Source organism: Guyparkeria sp. SCN-R1, assembly GCF_003932495.1.
GTDB lineage: Bacteria > Pseudomonadota > Gammaproteobacteria > Halothiobacillales > Halothiobacillaceae > Guyparkeria.
Genome location: NZ_QZMT01000006.1, coordinates 1 through 15,974, shown reverse-complemented (window position 1 = coordinate 15,974; position 15,974 = coordinate 1). Strand labels below are relative to the sequence as shown.

The 15,974-nt window shown below is 64.9% G+C and carries 14 protein-coding genes; 12 read left to right on the top strand and 2 right to left on the bottom strand.

All coding sequences use genetic code 11. The features are described 5' to 3' along the window. Positions 1-12: 12 nt before the first annotated feature. Both D5687_RS04840 and D5687_RS04835 read right to left on the bottom strand, forming a co-directional pair. Positions 13-1,419 carry a heavy metal sensor histidine kinase gene (locus D5687_RS04840; protein WP_125198643.1) on the bottom strand — a complete coding sequence of 469 codons (1,407 nt, stop codon included), beginning with the start codon at positions 1,417-1,419 and terminating at the stop codon, positions 13-15. Continuing rightward, positions 1,416-2,096 carry a heavy metal response regulator transcription factor gene (locus D5687_RS04835; RefSeq protein WP_125198642.1) on the bottom strand — a complete coding sequence of 227 codons (681 nt, stop codon included), beginning with the start codon at positions 2,094-2,096 and terminating at the stop codon, positions 1,416-1,418. Before D5687_RS04835 ends, D5687_RS04840 begins: the two co-directional genes overlap by 4 nt. Before the next feature lie 170 nt (positions 2,097-2,266). Here D5687_RS04835 and D5687_RS04830 point away from each other — a divergent pair, with 170 nt between their 5' ends. The 12 genes from D5687_RS04830 to D5687_RS04775 all read left to right on the top strand — a co-directional run. After that, positions 2,267-3,769, top strand: a complete 1,503-nt coding sequence (locus D5687_RS04830) for a multicopper oxidase domain-containing protein (RefSeq protein ID WP_125198641.1) — start codon at positions 2,267-2,269, stop codon at positions 3,767-3,769. Positions 3,770-3,824: 55 nt separating this feature from the next. After that, positions 3,825-4,037, top strand: a complete 213-nt coding sequence (locus tag D5687_RS04825; RefSeq protein ID WP_125198640.1) for an SHOCT domain-containing protein — start codon at positions 3,825-3,827, stop codon at positions 4,035-4,037. A gap of 278 nt (positions 4,038-4,315) precedes the next feature. After that, positions 4,316-4,783, top strand: a complete 468-nt coding sequence (locus D5687_RS04820; RefSeq protein WP_204742141.1) for a plastocyanin/azurin family copper-binding protein — start codon at positions 4,316-4,318, stop codon at positions 4,781-4,783. Between the two features lie 48 nt (positions 4,784-4,831). Then, positions 4,832-6,757, top strand: a complete 1,926-nt coding sequence (locus tag D5687_RS04815; RefSeq protein ID WP_125198639.1) for a copper resistance system multicopper oxidase — start codon at positions 4,832-4,834, stop codon at positions 6,755-6,757. Between the two features lie 20 nt (positions 6,758-6,777). Then, positions 6,778-7,566 carry a copper resistance protein B gene (locus D5687_RS04810; protein WP_204742140.1) on the top strand — a complete coding sequence of 263 codons (789 nt, stop codon included), beginning with the start codon at positions 6,778-6,780 and terminating at the stop codon, positions 7,564-7,566. A 226-nt stretch (positions 7,567-7,792) separates the two neighbouring features. Next, positions 7,793-9,025, top strand: a complete 1,233-nt coding sequence (locus D5687_RS04805; protein WP_158611755.1) for a TolC family protein — start codon at positions 7,793-7,795, stop codon at positions 9,023-9,025. After that, positions 9,022-10,149 (top strand): efflux RND transporter periplasmic adaptor subunit, encoded by a 1,128-nt coding sequence (locus D5687_RS04800; protein ID WP_125198637.1) that lies wholly within the window; start codon positions 9,022-9,024, stop codon positions 10,147-10,149. The genes D5687_RS04805 and D5687_RS04800 overlap by 4 nt, the downstream gene beginning before the upstream one ends. After that, positions 10,149-13,247 (top strand): efflux RND transporter permease subunit, encoded by a 3,099-nt coding sequence (locus tag D5687_RS04795; RefSeq protein WP_125198636.1) that lies wholly within the window; start codon positions 10,149-10,151, stop codon positions 13,245-13,247. Before D5687_RS04800 ends, D5687_RS04795 begins: the two co-directional genes overlap by 1 nt. Further along, the gene (locus tag D5687_RS04790) at positions 13,244-13,546 is read left to right on the top strand and encodes a DUF3240 family protein (protein WP_125198635.1); all 303 of its coding nucleotides are present in this window, start codon (positions 13,244-13,246) and stop codon (positions 13,544-13,546) included. Before D5687_RS04795 ends, D5687_RS04790 begins: the two co-directional genes overlap by 4 nt. After that, positions 13,543-13,923, top strand: coding sequence for a PepSY domain-containing protein (locus D5687_RS04785; RefSeq protein ID WP_125198634.1), 381 nt, complete (start codon positions 13,543-13,545; stop codon positions 13,921-13,923). Before D5687_RS04790 ends, D5687_RS04785 begins: the two co-directional genes overlap by 4 nt. Positions 13,924-13,926: 3 nt before the next feature. Further along, entirely contained in the window at positions 13,927-14,607 is a 681-nt protein-coding gene (locus D5687_RS04780; RefSeq protein WP_125198633.1) for a response regulator transcription factor, read from the top strand. Beyond that, positions 14,604-15,974 (top strand): sensor histidine kinase (locus D5687_RS04775; protein ID WP_148097305.1); only part of this gene is annotated, 1,371 nt, incomplete at its 3' end. The genes D5687_RS04780 and D5687_RS04775, both read left to right, overlap by 4 nt.

The following is a 15,974-nucleotide window of genomic DNA, read 5'->3' as shown; positions in this document are numbered from 1 at the left end:
GACCGCGCCCGGTCAGGCGGCAGGCATTGGCGCCGACCGGGGCAGTTCCACGACAAAACGCGTCACCCCCTTGCCGGATTCCGCCCGAATCGTGCCGGAATGGGCACGAATCAAGGCCTGGGTGATAGCGAGACCCAACCCCACGCCGGCGGTATCGTCCCGGCTGCGAGCGGGATCACCCCGGTAAAACCGATCGAACAGCCGCGGCAGTTCTTCGGCAGGGATGGCCGCGCCCTCGTTCTCGACCGTGAGCTCGACTGTCCCATCCCGGTCACGGATGAACACCCCGACATGACCGCCCGGCCGAGAGTGGCGCAGCGCATTGGACAGCAGGTTACTCAGCGCCCGGCGCAGCATCAGTCGATTACCGCGGACGACGGCACGTCCGGATGAGGTAAGCGACACCCCCTCCTCCTCGGCAAGGGCATCGTAAAATTCGAACAGGTCGGCGATTTCCTCGTCCAACCGAAGCTCCTGCGTGGAGGGGGTCGACATGCCGTTTTCCGCCTTGGCAAGAAACAGCATGTCACTGATCACCCGCGACAATCGATCCAGCTCCTCGGCGCTCGAGGCCAACACTTCCTGGTACTCGGCAGCACTGCGCGAACGGCTGAGGACAACCTGGGTCTGGGTGAGCAGGTTGCTGACCGGCGTGCGCATTTCATGGGCGAGATCCGAGGAGAAATTGGATAGCCGCCGAAAGGCCTCTTCTAGCCGGTCGAGCATGCAATTGAGTTCATGGGTCAGACCGGTCAGCTCACGGGGCACCGAATCCTCCGGCAACCGCTGGCTCAGCTGGCTGGCCGTGACCGCCGCGGCGCGCTCCTGAATCAGTCGCAAGGGCGACAACCCGCGCCGGGCAGCCCACCAGCCCAGCAGCCCGCTGAACACGGTGGCAATCGGGATAAAGACAAAAAGGGTGCGGCTGTAGCGATCCATAAAGCGATCGTGGTGATCGATATTGATCGCGGCAGTCACGATCAGTGAATCAATGTCGGCCAGCTCCGGCTCGATCCGCTTGACCAGCCCCCGGTACCTAGACTCATCCGCCTGCCAGGAAATCACGCTGGGCGTTTTCCCCTCGGCCAGCGCCCGAATCCTGTCGGCGGGAAAGGCGGTTTCCGTGGATGACAGCAGCACGTTTCCGCCCGCCGTCTCGACAAACAACTGAAGCCCGGGATCGCTGCGAAACATTTCATCGACGGATTGCTGCAGGGCCGGGAGCTCCTCTTGTGCCGGCGGACGCGACAGGAGACGTTCAAGCACCTCCACCTTGCTTTGGAGGATGCCGCGATCCATTTCCACGAAATGGCGTTCAACCGCGGCGTGCAGGACCCAGGCAAGCCCAATCAGTACCGCCGATGACACCAGGACAAAAAGCAGTGTCAGGCGTGTCGTGAGGGAGGCCGGGTGCTTCATGCCGGCTCGGCCTCCATGACATAGCCCATGCCACGGATGGTGCGAATGAGACGAGTATCGAACGGCTCGTCCACCTTTCGTCGCAACCGGCGTACCGCGACTTCGACCACATTGGTATCGCTGTCGAAGTTCATGTCCCAGACCTGGGAGGCAATCAGGGATCGGGGCAACACCTCGCCCTTACGCCGCATGAACAACTCGAGCAGGGCGAATTCCTTGGCCGTGAGGTCAATGCGCTGGCCCGCGCGGGTCGCCCGATGACCGAGCAAGTCGAGCTCCAGGTCGGCCACTTGTAGCGTCGTGGGCTCCGGCTCGCCACGGCCACGACGCAGGAGGGTGCGCACGCGCGCCAGCAACTCCGAGAAGGCGAATGGCTTGATCAGGTAGTCGTCGGCCCCCAGATCGAGACCTCGCACACGATCCTCGACCCGGTCCTTCGCGGTCAGCAGCAGGATCGGCATGTCTCGACCGCCGCGGCGCAAGGTCTCTAATATCTGCCAGCCATCCATGCCCGGCAGCATGACGTCGAGCAGCATCAGGTCATAGGGCTCGGTGAGCGCCAGATGCAGACCCTCCACTCCGTCCCTCGACAGATCGACGGTATACCCCGCCTCGGTCAGTCCCTGCTGCAGGTACTGACCCGTCTTGCTCTCGTCCTCGACGATCAACACTTTCATTCGACAGCTCCCGAACAAACTGCGGTCATTCTGCCACCTGGCGAGATCTGGCCCACGAACATTACAAGGATGTAATCCGCAGGTCAGGCGCCTGACAGCTCCCCGGGCTACCTTCGTGAGCAAGTAGCCAGAAAAGTCATTCGGACAAGGCAACCCAAGGGAGCACTCAAATGGATCGACGTCGTTTCTTGAAGCACAGTGTCGCGGTGGCCGCCACGGCAAGCCTGGGCTCGATCACCGCCCACCCCGTCCAGGCAGCCAACCGCAACCGTCCCGTCTTGCCGATGCCCGAGCTCCTCGACGTCACCGAGAGCGGACGCCTGACACTCAATGCCCAGACCGGCAAAACGGCCTTTGCCGGCGGGTCGCCCTCGCCGACGCTCGGATACAACCAGGGCTACCTCGGCCCGTTCGTCCGGGCGCGTCAGGGTCAGGAGGTCGCCGTTCGGCTACAAAACGACCTCGACGAGCCATTGGCCACCCACTGGCACGGCCTGCTCATCCCGGGAGACGTCGATGGAGGTCCTCACCAGGCCATTGACCCCGGAGAGTTGTGGGAGCCGGTCCTGCCGATCGATCAGCCGGCGTCGACGGCCTGGTTTCACGCCCACACCTTCCCGCACACGGCCCGCCAGGTCTACGCGGGCCTGGCCGGGGTGTTTCAGGTCGACGATGGGCGTGATGCCGACCGGGGCGTGCCACACGAACACGGCGTCGATGACCTGACGCTGGTGATCCAGGACCGGCGCCTCGATGACGCCGGCCGCTTGGATTACCGGCTGAGCATGTTCGATCGCATGCACGGTTTCCAGGGAGACCGCCTGTTCGTCAACGGCGCGGAACAACCCCGCAGCCCGGTGCCTAAATCCATCGTCCGGTTACGCCTGCTCAACGGCTCGAATGCCCGCATCTTCCACCTGCGCTTCGAGGACGGGCGCCCGATGCATGTGATCGCGGGCGACGCCGGGTTCTGGCCAAAGCCGGTGGCCACCGACGAACTGCGCCTGTCACCGGGCGAACGCTTCGAGGTACTGGTGGATTTCCGCGACGGGCGCGAGGTGGCGCTGATCACCGGCCCGGATCAAAACCGGGGCGGCCCCGGCATGATGGGGATGATGAGCAACATCCGCTCGTTTGCCTCCGGTCTGGTCGAAGGCGACCAACGAGTGCTGTCGTTCCACCCCGATGGCCGCAAGGGCCGGGTCGATCGGGTCCCCGACGCAACGGGCGACTCCGCGCCATCGCGGCCGGCAACCTTCGATCGTCGACGCCACTTCCGCCTCGACATGATGCTCGGCGGCATGCCGATGATGCGGGGCATGATGGGTGACGGCTCCGGGCCCTCCATGGGCATCAATGGCCGGCCGTTCGATCCGCATCGCATCAACGAGGACATCGCGCTCGACACCATCGAGCACTGGACCATCGAGAGCGACATGCTGATGCACCCGTTCCACATCCATGGGGTGCATTTCCAGGTGCTCGCCGACGAGACGGGGCAGTCGCCCCGGCTGGAAAATCGAGGCGCGAAGGACACCCTGCTGGTCGATGGCCGTGCCGAGATCGCGGTTCGTTTTACCCAGCCGGCCAGCCAGGACACGCCGTTCATGTACCACTGCCACATCCTGGAACACGAGGATGCCGGAATGATGGGACATTTCACCGTTTCCTGAACCGACTCGCCGGCGGGTGGCGGGCCTCGGCTCAGCGTTATCAGGAGAGAAGAAAATGGGATGGGATCATTACATGGGATTTGGCGGAGGCTTCATGTGGGTCATCTGGATACTAGTCATCGCGGCGATCGTCTGGCTGGTGGTCGCCATGTCCAGGCAAGACCGTTCCTCAGGAGAGCCGTCTCCCCGGGAGATTCTCGATCGCCGCTACGCGCGAGGCGAGATCGACAAGGAGACCTACCAACGCATGAAGGACGAACTCGATTGAGCCCACCGGCCTCGACCACCCTGATCGGGGCCATTGCCTTGCGGGACGGCGGCACCAATCCCGACATCACCTGCTGCCCCACTCTCCCCTCTCCTCTAACCACGTCGTAGTCGTATAGGCCGACAACCAACCGCTGAACTGAAAGCCTCGGACAACCCCTAAAGATGACAAAACCGTAATCCCGCCGTCAGGTCCATGACAGCCCGGCTGCGTAAGGTCATGCGTATCGAAACAAGAACGTCACGGCACGCAATGTCGAAACCACGAGGAACTGACCGATGGCAATGAGACACGCGCTGATCACCTCGCTCTTGCTTCCCTTCGCGGCCCTCGCCGCAGGTCAACACGCCGGCGGTCATGGGGATGCCGGGACGGCCACAGGCGAGCCGGGACAGATGGCCGAAGTCGATCGCCACATCGAAGTGCGGATGGACGACCAAATGCGATTCGAGCCGTCGTCGATCGACGTGCAAGCGGGCGAAACGGTGCGTTTCCGCGTAATCAACACCGGCGACCAACCCCACGAGATGGTCATCGGCTCGATCGAGGACCTGAAGGCCCACGCCGAAGAAATGCGACAGCACCCCGGCATGGCCCACGACGAACCAAACATGATCCAGCTCGACGCCGGCGAGTCAGGCGACCTGGTCTGGCGATTCACGCAGGCCGGACGGATCGACTTCGCCTGCCTGCTGCCCGGACACCTCGAAGCCGGCATGAAAGGCCGGATCGACGTGGCCCAATGAAACGCATTCCCCTCAACTGTCCTTCTCGACGTAATCGGAGGAGATCCAATGAAGTCTAACAACACCCTAACCGCCGACGGGCTGTCCCGCCGCCGGTTCTTGCGCAACGCGACTTCCATGAGCGTCCTCGCCGCCCTCTACGGTGTGGGGGGCCTTCAGCCGGCCTTCGCCTGGCCCCGCAGTGGCAACCTCGAGGCCGAAAAAGAGGCCGATGGGGATACCGACATCGTCAACTTGACCATCGACCGCACGCCGATGCCCATCGACGGCAAGGACGCGCGCCCGATCACGGTCAACGGCACCGTGCCCGGCCCGCTGATCCGCCTCAAGGAAGGCCGGGACGTGCGCATCCGCGTGACGAACAACCTCGACGAGGACACCTCGATCCACTGGCACGGCATCCTTTTGCCGTTCGAGATGGACGGGGTGCCGGGCGTGACCTTCCCCGGCATCAAGCCCGGCGAGACCTTCGAATACCACTACCCCGTCCGCCAGAGCGGCACCTACTGGTATCACAGCCACTCGGGGCTCCAGGAGCAGGAAGGCCATTACGGCCCGCTGATCGTCGACCCGGCCGACCCCGAGCCGTTCGCCTATGACCGTGAATACGTGGTGATGCTGTCCGACTGGACCTTCGAGGACCCGCACGACGTCTTCCGCAAGCTCAAGGTCGCCGAGGGCTATTACAACTACCAGAAGCGCACGGTCCAGGACCTGCTCGAGGACATCAAGCGCAAGGGCTGGGAGCAGACCATGCGCGAGCGGGCCATGTGGGGCGAAATGCGCATGAGCTCTCGTGATCTGCTCGACGTGACCGGCAGCACCTACACCTACCTGCTCAACGGCCGCTCACCGGCCGACAACTGGACCGGCCTGTTCCAGCCCGGTGAAAAGGTGCGCCTGCGGGTCATCAACGGCTCGGCGATGAGTTTCTTCGACGTGCGCGTTCCCGGACTGAAGATGACCGTGGTGCAGGCCGATGGGCAGAACATCGAGCCCGTGCCGGTCGACGAATTCCGGATCGGCGTGGCCGAGACCTACGACGTGATCGTCGAACCGACCGAGGATCGCGCCTACACCATCTTCGCCGAGGCCATGGATCGCAGCGGGTATGCCGCCGCCACCCTGGCCACCCGGGAAGGTGAGCGCGGCGAGATCCCCGAGCGCCGCCCCATGCCCGAACGCGGCATGGAGTCGATGGGCATGGACCATGGAGACATGGATATGGACATGGACCACGGCGCCATGGACATGGGCCAGAACGACATGTCGGGCGACATGAACGGCGGCAAGGAAATGGCCTCCGACGCTAGCGACCCGCATGCCGGCCACGACATGAGCGGCGGTGGCCAGGCCATGAATGGCGCCGACTCGGCCGGCATGAAAGATGATTCCGGTGGCATGGACATGGCCGATGACGAGCCTTACGAGTGGCCCCTCGCCGGCCGCAAGATCAGTCACGGCCACGATGATCACGGCCCGGGCGCAGCCATGGTCGCCAGCAACCCGCAGAATCGCATGAGCGACCCCGGCATCGGCCTGGAAAGCACCGAGGATCACAAGGTCCTGGTCTATGACGACCTGCGGGCACTGGCCCCGTGGCCGGATGAGCGCGAACCGGAGCGCGAGATCGAGCTGCACCTGACCGGCAACATGGAGCGCTACATGTGGTCGTTCGACGGCAAGAAGTTCTCCGAGGTCGACGGCCCGATCCGTTTCCACCACAACGAGCGGCTGCGCCTGATCCTGGTCAACGACACCATGATGGACCACCCGATCCACCTCCACGGCATGTGGATGGAACTGGAAAACCGTCACGGCAAGTACCGGCCGCGCAAGCACACCCTGTCGCTCAAGCCCGGCGAGATGGTCTCCGCGCAGATCACCCCGGAACACAAGGGCGACTGGGCCTTCCACTGCCATCTGCTCTATCACATGGACGCCGGCATGTTCCGTGTCGTGTCCGTGGCGTGAATCTCGGGAGAAAAAGACCAATGACTATGCAGAAGACGATCAAACACCCGACGCGATGGTTGGTTACCGCCTGCGCACTGGCCCTCGCCCCCGGATTGGCATGGGCCGATGGCCGGGGCGACTACGCCCGCGAACAGGGTTGGGATTCACCCGTCCCGGACATGAAGACCGGCGTGCTGCTGTTCGACCGGCTGGAATACGCCGCCGGTGACGACGAGGACAGCGTCGACTGGGAGTTCAAGGGCTGGTACGGCGGCGACACCAACCGACTGGTGGTCAAGGGCGAAGGCGAACACGTCGTCTCCGGCGGCGACGGTGGTGAGATCGAAGCACTCGATCTCCTCTACGGCCGCCTGATCGCCCCCTACTGGTCCGTGCAGGCCGGCGTCGGTTACCAGCTCGAATACGGCCCCGGCCCGAATCATGACCGCGGATTTGCGGTGGTAGGCCTGGAGGGCCTGGCGCCCTACTGGTTCGAAATCGACACCAGCCTGCGAGTCAGCGAAGACGGCGACGCCTCGGTCGACTTCGAGGCCGAGTACGACTTCCTGCTCACCCAGAGACTGGTCCTCCAGCCGCGTTTCGGCACCTCGTTCGCCTTCCAGGAGGTCGAGGAGTTCGGCGTCGGTCAGGGCGTCAACCACGTCAAGGCCGGCCTGCGACTGCGCTACGAGATCAAGCGCGAGTTCGCCCCCTACATCGGCGTGCGCTGGAAGAAGCAGCTGGGCGACACCGCCGACCTGGCCCGCGCGGAAGGCCACGACACCGACGACCTGCGGTTCGTTGCCGGCGTGAGAATGTGGTTCTAGCCCACACTTTCGCCTGAAGGAAAAACGCCCGGCAGACCTGAGGTCGCCGGGCGTTCGTTTGTCGGCCCGCCAAACCCATCTGGCGTAGCCACCTGATTTCACCCCCCTCCTCCCCCGGGTGCCCCTGTTCCCGCGCTGCGTCGGATAAGGACGCACGACCGACTCGTTCAGCCTGGATTCAGGCACGGTTGATTCAATGCGCCGCATACCTTATCCGGAGATGGTCATGCGCCGCATACACACTGCCTTGCGATCCGCCTTGGCATTGCTCGCCTTGGCGGGGATGCTCCCTCCCGCACACGCCACACAAGCCTTGACCGTTGACGCCGAGCTGAGCGTCGCCGAGGTGACGGCAGCCACGCTGGCTCACAGCCCCGACAACGAACGGTTCGATGCGCAGCGCGTGCACGCCGATGCCCTGGACAAACGCGCCGGCATTCCGCTCGACGGGCCGCCCTCACTAGGGTTTTCCCACCAGACCGACGCACTCGGCGGCGACACCGGCATGCGCGAATGGGAAACGTCGGTCGAGCTCCCCCTCCGCCGGCCCGGCCTGCAGTCGGCAGCCGAACGCCAGGCCGAGGATTACCTTGTGGCCGTCGAACAGCAGTCCGCCGCCTGGCGTCTGGAGATCGCGGGCCGGGTCCGAGGGCTGCTTGCCCGACTGGCCGAAGCCGACGAAGGCGTGACGTTGGCCCGGCAGGCCCTCGATACCGCCGAGCAACTGCAAGCACAGGTGCAAAAGCGACTGGATCACGGTGACGTGCCGCGCACTCACCTGATCCTCGCCCAGGAGGAAACCCTGCAACGACAGGCCGAGTTGCGACAGGCGGAACTGGCCCTGGTCCAGGTTGCCGAGGAATACCGCCAGGTCACCGGCCTGAACGCTCGCCCCGCCGACTGGGCCGAGTCCCCCGCATCAGACGCCACGTTTGAACAGCACCCTACCCTCCTCGCCGCTCGAACCGATGTGCAGGTCGCCGAAGCCGACCGGGCGGTGGTCCGCGAACGCGGCCGATCGCAACCGACCGTGGGGATGAACATCCGCCGGGAAGAAAACGGCCGTGACTCGATCGACAGCGTGGGTATTTCTATTTCCCTGCCACTCCAATTCCAACGCCTGCGGGCCCCGCAAGAAGCAAGTGCCAACGTGAGCGTGGCCGATGCCCACTCGCAGGCCTCCCTGACCGAGCGCCGTCTGCGCCTGGCGGTCGTGCAGGCCGACGAGTCCCTCTCTGCCGCCCGCGAGGAACTGGAGCAGGCGCAGGTTCACCGGGATCTGGCCGACGAAAGCCTCTCACTCGCCCGCCGCGCCTACTCATTGGGCGAGATCGGGCTTGCCGACCTGCTTCGCGTTCAGGAACGCCAGCTTGCCGCACAACGTCGCGCCGCAATGAGCCACGTCCGGCTGCAGCGCAGCATTGCCGAATACAACCAGGCCCAGGGGGTCATGCCGTGAATCGTCACATCAAGAAAATGCTTCTCGCCGCCATGGGGGCCGCGCTGCTGTCCAGCCCGACCCTGCAGGCAGCGGATATCACCATGAGCGACTCCCAGGCTCGCGCGCTGGGTATTGAAACTGCGGCGGTTCAGGCGGCCAGCAACGTCGCTGGACACGCCTACCCCGCCGAGATCCGGGTGCCGCCGGCCAACGAGACCGTGCTCGCCGCCCCGGTCGACGGCTTGATCCAGCAGGTCCGGGTCGCCGAAGGCGAGACCGTCACCCAAAACCAGCCGATCGCCAGCCTGCTGAGCCCGGGACTGGTCGGCTTGCAACGCGACTACCTCGAGGAACTCGCGTCCCACCGCGTGGCGGCACAGGCCCTGGAACGCGACCGGGCACTGGCGGAGGAGGGCATCATCGCCAAGCGCCGCCTCGATGAGAGCCGCGGCGCCTACAACCAGTCCGATGCCCGTCTTTCCGCTCTGCGCCAGAGCCTGTCGCTTGCCGGGATGAGCGATGAGGCCATCGATCGGCTCGATCAGACCCGTCGTATCGATGCCGTGCTTGACCTCGTCGCCCCACGCGACGGCACCGTGATGGAACGGATGGTCACCGCGGGCGAACGGGTCGACGCCGCCTCCGCCCTGGTTCGCATCAGCGCACTGGACACGCTCTGGCTGGAGGTCCGTCTGCCGACCGAACGCCTCGCCGACGTGCAACCCGGCGACCGGGTAACCGTCGTGGACGAAGCGATACAGGCGGAGGTCATCCTCGTCGGCAGCCGCATCGATCCGGATGACCAGACCGTCATGGTCCGGGCTCGGGTCGACGCGGTCGATGGCCGGCTGCGTCCAGGCCAATTCCTGCGCGTGCGCCTCGAGGGTGCGGATCAGGCAGACCTGCTGCGAGTGCCGGGCAACGCCGTCATCCGACAGGGAAAGGCATTCTTCATCTTCGTCGCGACCGAGGGCGGCTTCGATGCCTTCCCGGTCGAGCGGCTGGGCGAGGCCGATGGCCTGTTGACCATCCGGGTGAGCGACACGGGTGACCAGAGCCAGTTGTCGGCCGGTGACCAGGTGGCCGTGGATGGCGTGGCCGCCATCAAGGGGGCCTGGCAAGGCATGGGAGGCGACGAGTGATGCTTGCCTCCCTGATCCGTTTCTCGCTCACCCAGCGCCTGTTCATCCTGTTGCTGGTCGCCCTGACGGCGGGGCTGGGCACCCGCGCCTTCCTCAATCTGCCGATCGATGCCTTCCCGGACGTATCGAACACCCAGGTCAAGATCATCATCAAGGCACCGGGCATGACGCCCGAGGAGATCGAGCAGCGCATCACCGCACCGGTGGAAGTCGAGATGCTCGGCATTCCCGACCAGAGCATGCTCCGTTCCGTGGCCAAGTACGGCCTGACGGCAATCACCATCGACTTTGCCGAAGGCACCGACATCTACTGGGCCCGCCAGCAGGTGTCCGAACGTCTCGCCGCCGTCTGGGAGGATCTGCCGCCTGACGCGACCGGCGGCATGGGACCGATCACCACCCCGCTGGGCGAGATGTTCATGTTCACCATCGATGGGGGCAACCTGTCGCTGGCCGAACGCCGGTCGCTGCTCGACTGGGTGATCCGTCCGGCCCTGAGGACGGTGCCGGGGGTGGCCGACGTCAATGCCCTGGGCGGACACGTCCGTACCTTCGAGGTCGAACCCGACACGGCAAGGATGAGCGCCCGCGGTGTCACGCTCGGGCAACTGCGTGATGCCCTGTCACGCAACAACAAGAACGACGGCGCGGGCCGGGTCGAGGACGGCGAGGAGGCGCTTTTGGTGCGCGTCCAGGGCGCCGTCACGCAACTGGACGATCTGCGTGAAACCGTGGTGGCGATGACGCCGGGCGGCGCGCCGATCCACGTCGCCGACGTCGCCGATGTCCAGATCGGCAGCCTCACCCGCTACGGCGCGGTGACCAAGAACGGCGACCGCGAGGCCGTCCAGGGCCTGGTGCTGGGCCTACGGGGAGCGAATGCCCGCGAGGTCGTCGCCGGCGTGCAGGACAAGCTCGACGAGCTCGCCCCCACCTTGCCGGAAGGCGTGAGCATCGACGTCTTCTACAACCGCGGGACGCTGGTCGACCAGGCCGTGCACACCGTGACCAAGGCCCTCGAGGAGGCTATCGTCCTGGTGCTGATCCTCCTAGTGATCTTCCTGGGCAACCTGAGGGCGGCGGTGACCGTGGCCCTGATCCTGCCGCTGTCTGCCCTACTGACCTTCATTCTCATGGATCAGGTGGGAATGTCCGCCAACCTGATGAGCCTGGGCGGGCTGGCCATCGCGATCGGCATGCTGGTCGACGCCGCCGTCGTGGTGGTCGAGAACATCGTCGCCCACCTGGGGCGGGAAAAGGAGGCCAAGCGCCTGCCCCGGTTGCACGTGATCTATCGGGCCGTGCGCGAAGTGGCCGCGCCGGTGACCGCCGGCACCCTGATCATCGTGATCGTCTTCTTGCCGCTGCTCACACTGCAGGGGCTGGAAGGCAAGCTATTCAAGCCGGTGGCGCTGACCATCGTCTTCGCCCTGGGTAGTTCACTGCTGCTCTCGCTGACGGCGATCCCGGTGATCAGCACGTTCCTGCTGCGCAATGTGCCGCACGACGAGCCGTGGCTGGTGCGCCAATTGCACAAGGCCTACACCCCGGCCCTGGCCTGGTCGCTGACCCACCCGAAATCCATCGGCGCAGCCGCCCTGCTGGCCCTGGGGGCAACGGCCGGGGCCTACACCCAGATCGGCAAGATATTCATGCCGACGATGAACGAGGGCGACGTGATCGTCCAGTTGGAGAAGCTGCCGTCGATCTCGCTCGGGCAGTCGGTCCGCATCGACAAGCGCTTCCAGCAGGCGTTGATCGAGCGCGTCCCCGAAGTCACCGGCGTGATCGCCCGCACGGGGTCCGACGAATTGGGCATGGACCCGATGGGTCTCAACGATACCGACAACTTCCTGGTGCTGAAACCGCGCGAGGAATGGCGCTTCGAGACCAAGGAGGAACTGATCGATGCCATCCGCGAGGTCCTGGCCGACTTCCCGGGCGTGGCCCATGCCTTCACCCAACCTATCGAGATGCGCGTCTCCGAGATGCTGACTGGGGTGCGCGGGGATCTGGCGATCAAGTTGTACGGCCCCGACCTTGACGTGCTCAACGAGAAGGCCCAGGCGATCGCCGAGACCGTGCGCGGTATCGATGGTGCCTCGGATGTCTTCTATACCAGCAACGAGGGCGTGCAGTACCTGAAAATCACCGCCGACCGGCAGGCCGCCGGGCGCTATGGGCTGGCCATTGAAGAGCTACAGACCGTCTTGCGCGCGCAACTCGAGGGCAAACGCGTCGGCACGGTCTACGAGGGCATACGGCGCACACCGCTGATGATCCGCGGCAGCCGCGAGATCGCCAGTTCACCGGAAGCGATGCGCGAACTGTTGGTCAGCCTGCCCGGTGGTCAACGATTGCCCCTGTCGGCTCTGGCATCGATCGAGCGCGTCGAGGGCCCGGTTCAGGTCGAGCGCGAGCTGGGCGAGCGTTTCGTCGTGGTGGCCGCGAGCGTCGCCGGCCGCGATCTGGTCGGTTTTGTCGAGGATGCCCGCAAGGCGGTGGGCGACCAGGTATCGCTCGATACGGGTTATCGCCTCGCGTGGGGCGGCGAGTTCGAGAACCAGCAACGTGCGGCCAAGCGACTGGGGATGGTGGTGCCGGTCTCGATCGGCCTGATCTTCCTCCTGCTGTTCACCACCTTCGGCTCGATCCGCCAGGCCATTCTGGTGCTACTTAACATCCCCTTTGCCTTGATCGGTGGCGTGTTCGGCCTGTGGATATCCGGCGAATACATGTCGGTACCGGCCTCGGTGGGCTTCATCGCCCTGCTGGGCATCGCGGTGCTCAACGGCGTGGTGCTGGTGAGCTATTTCAACCAGTTGCGAGGGCTGGGGCTGTCGTTGCATGACACCGTGATCGAGGGGGCCAAGCGGCGCTTGCGTCCGGTGTTGATGACGGCCGCCACCGCCGCCTTCGGCCTGATCCCGCTGCTGTTCGCGACCGGGCCGGGCTCGGAGATCCAGCGGCCGCTCGCGGCGGTGGTCATCGGCGGGCTGGTGACCTCCACCCTGCTCACCCTGGTGCTGCTGCCCATCCTCTACCGCCGCTTCGGTGAAGCGGCACCCCAAGCCGACCGCCGGGGAGCCGACTCATGACTGACGTACTGCTGACATTGATTGCCCGCCCGGACGTCGAGGAACTCGTGGTCGACTGGCTGCTGGGCCGGGAGGAGCTGTCCGGCTTCACCGGCGAGGCTGCCTGGGGCCACAGCCGGGAGCACGGCCGGTTCAACCTAGTCGAACAGGTCACGGGACGCCAGCGCCGCGCGGTGTTTCACCTGGAAATCGAGTCGGATCAGGCCCAGTCGTTGATCCAGGCCATGCGGGATGAACTCGCCGGCCTGGGTCTGCGATACTGGCTTGTGCCCGTGCACGACAGCGGAGAGATCCCATGAACCATACTGATAACCGGGGCGGCGAACCGATCCGCAAGGTCGTCTCGTGGCTTCGGACCGGCTTGGTCGCGGTGGCAATGCTGGCCGTTCTGGCGATCGTGTCGTCGGCCCAGGCGGATCACAACCAGGTCTTCAAGCCGCATCAACGCGGCGAGCTCCTCTCCCTGGCCGAACTCCTTGGTCGACCCCAGGCCTTCCACCCAGGACAGATGGTGGAGGCCAAGCTCGACGAGGAGGCGCTGATATACGAGATTACCGTCTACGGCAAGGACGACCAGTACCACGAAATGCGCTTCGATGCGCGTGATGGCCGACTTCTCTCCGAACACAAGGAAACCGGGGAATTCTTTGGGAGCGGCCACCACGATGACGACTGACTGATGAGACTGCTCTTGGCCGAAGACGACGACACCCTGGGCGCCGATCTGCAGGCGCGCCTGCGCGAGCGAGGCTACGCGGTCGACTGGGTGCGCCACGGCGACGAAGCCGCCTGGCTGGGAAGGGAACACGTGCACGATCTGGTCGTGCTCGACATCGGTCTCCCCGGAAAGGACGGTCTAGCGGTACTGCACGAATGGCGTGAGAAGGGTCTGGACTTACCGGTACTGCTGCTCACGGCCCGCGATACCTGGTTCGAGAAGGTCGAGGGGTTCGAGGCCGGGGCCGACGACTACCTCGCCAAGCCGTTCCATCTCGAGGAACTGGTCGCTCGCCTGCGGGCCCTCTCACGGCGCGTCAACAAACACCCTGCCGACCTGATAATGCAGTCGGACCACGGCCTCGTGCTCAACGAGGACCGTCAGCAGGCGTTGGTCGAAGGCAGACCGGTGGAACTGACCGGCACCGAGTTCCGCATGCTGCGCTACTTCGTCCATCACACGGGGCACGTACTGTCGAAAAGCCGGCTGGCCGATCATCTCTACGAATTCGACGACGACCGGGATCCCAACGTGATCGAGGCCTACGTCACGCGTCTGCGCCGCAAGCTGGGTCGCGAACGGATCGAGACGCGTCGCGGTCAGGGATATGTCTTCCATCGTGATCCGCGAGAACGCTCGTGAGTAGGTTCAAGCCCCGCCATATCCAGACCCGCCTGACATTCTGGCTGCTGACCAGCGTCCTGGTGCTGGTGGCCCTGTTCTGGCTGGTCGCCGCTCGCGCGCCCGTGGTGCTCACCAAAAATTACATCGCCGACCTCCTCGCGCATGACGCCGAAGTGCTCGTCCTTGGCGTGGAGCAGACCGGCGACGCGCCGCGACTCGACCCGGCCTACGCCACCCCCCTCTACGAGCGCCCTTACTCGGGGTATTATTACCAGCTCGATGTGGCCGGCACCGAGCTGCGCTCTCGATCGCTATGGGATTTCGAGTTACAGTCCCGGAAACTCGAATCGTTCCCCGGCACCTACCACGCCACCGGCCCGGCGGAACAGCACTTGCTCGTCTATGCCGACCGGATTCAGAAAGACGACACCTGGATCGAGGTACACGTGGCCGCGGATCTCTCAGCACTGGAAGAGCGGATCGAGACCTTCCGCTGGCGTTTCGCCGTCCTCACGCTGATCATGCTCGGCATGATGCTCGTCGGACAACGGCTGATCGTCCGGGCAAGCCTATGTCCGCTCGATCGAGTGCGGCAGGACTGCCGCCGCCTGCAGGAGGGCGAAATCGACCGGCTGGACGAGGCCGTCCCGCCGGAACTCCGGCCCATGGTCGAGGAGATCAACCACCTGCAGGACACGATGCAACGCCGCCTGTCCCGCTCGCGCAAGGCGCTCGGCAACCTTGCCCATGCCCTGAAGACCCCGATCACCCTGATCGACCAGGTGCTGCAACGATCCCGTGAACGACTCTCCCCCGAGGATGTCGAAACAGTGGCCGAAGGGCTCGCCCGCATGCGCCGGATCACCGACCGCGAGCTGCGTCAGGCCCGCATGGCCGGGGAACAACGTGGTGCCCACCGCTTCGACGTTGGCCGCGAAATCCCGCGGCTGCTCAATATGTTTCGCCACATACACGGCGACATGACCTTCACCTCCCAGCTGGAGGTCCGCGATAGAACCCAGCTCCCCGCCGATCACGAAGACATGTACGAGCTCTTCGGCAACCTGCTCGACAATGCCGCCAAGTGGGCCAACAGCGAAGTGCGCGTGACGGTCAACCAAACCCCCGATGGCTGGCTGATCCGGGTGGAAGACGACGGCCCCGGCGTGGCGGTCGATTCACTCCACGAACTGTCCCGCCGCGGCACACGCCTCGACGAATCCCGTGATGGCCATGGACTGGGGCTGGCGATCGTCCGCGAGATCGTCGAGCTTTACGGCGGCTCGCTCGCCTTTTCCCGTTCCGAGACGCTGGGCGGGCTTGAAGTGAAGGGTAAGCGGATTAAATGGTTGATCTTACCTTTGCATGAGAGTGAGACAGACCGG

Coding starts and splice junctions, on each gene's coding strand:
- D5687_RS04840 (WP_125198643.1), bottom strand. CDS start 1,419: ATGAAGCACCCGGCCTCCCTCACGACACGCCTGACACTGCTTTTTGTC.
- D5687_RS04835 (WP_125198642.1), bottom strand. CDS start 2,096: ATGAAAGTGTTGATCGTCGAGGACGAGAGCAAGACGGGTCAGTACCTG.
- D5687_RS04830 (WP_125198641.1), top strand. CDS start 2,267: ATGGATCGACGTCGTTTCTTGAAGCACAGTGTCGCGGTGGCCGCCACG.
- D5687_RS04825 (WP_125198640.1), top strand. CDS start 3,825: ATGGGATGGGATCATTACATGGGATTTGGCGGAGGCTTCATGTGGGTC.
- D5687_RS04820 (WP_204742141.1), top strand. CDS start 4,316: ATGGCAATGAGACACGCGCTGATCACCTCGCTCTTGCTTCCCTTCGCG.
- D5687_RS04815 (WP_125198639.1), top strand. CDS start 4,832: ATGAAGTCTAACAACACCCTAACCGCCGACGGGCTGTCCCGCCGCCGG.
- D5687_RS04810 (WP_204742140.1), top strand. CDS start 6,778: ATGACTATGCAGAAGACGATCAAACACCCGACGCGATGGTTGGTTACC.
- D5687_RS04805 (WP_158611755.1), top strand. CDS start 7,793: ATGCGCCGCATACACACTGCCTTGCGATCCGCCTTGGCATTGCTCGCC.
- D5687_RS04795 (WP_125198636.1), top strand. CDS start 10,149: ATGCTTGCCTCCCTGATCCGTTTCTCGCTCACCCAGCGCCTGTTCATC.
- D5687_RS04790 (WP_125198635.1), top strand. CDS start 13,244: ATGACTGACGTACTGCTGACATTGATTGCCCGCCCGGACGTCGAGGAA.
- D5687_RS04785 (WP_125198634.1), top strand. CDS start 13,543: ATGAACCATACTGATAACCGGGGCGGCGAACCGATCCGCAAGGTCGTC.
- D5687_RS04780 (WP_125198633.1), top strand. CDS start 13,927: ATGAGACTGCTCTTGGCCGAAGACGACGACACCCTGGGCGCCGATCTG.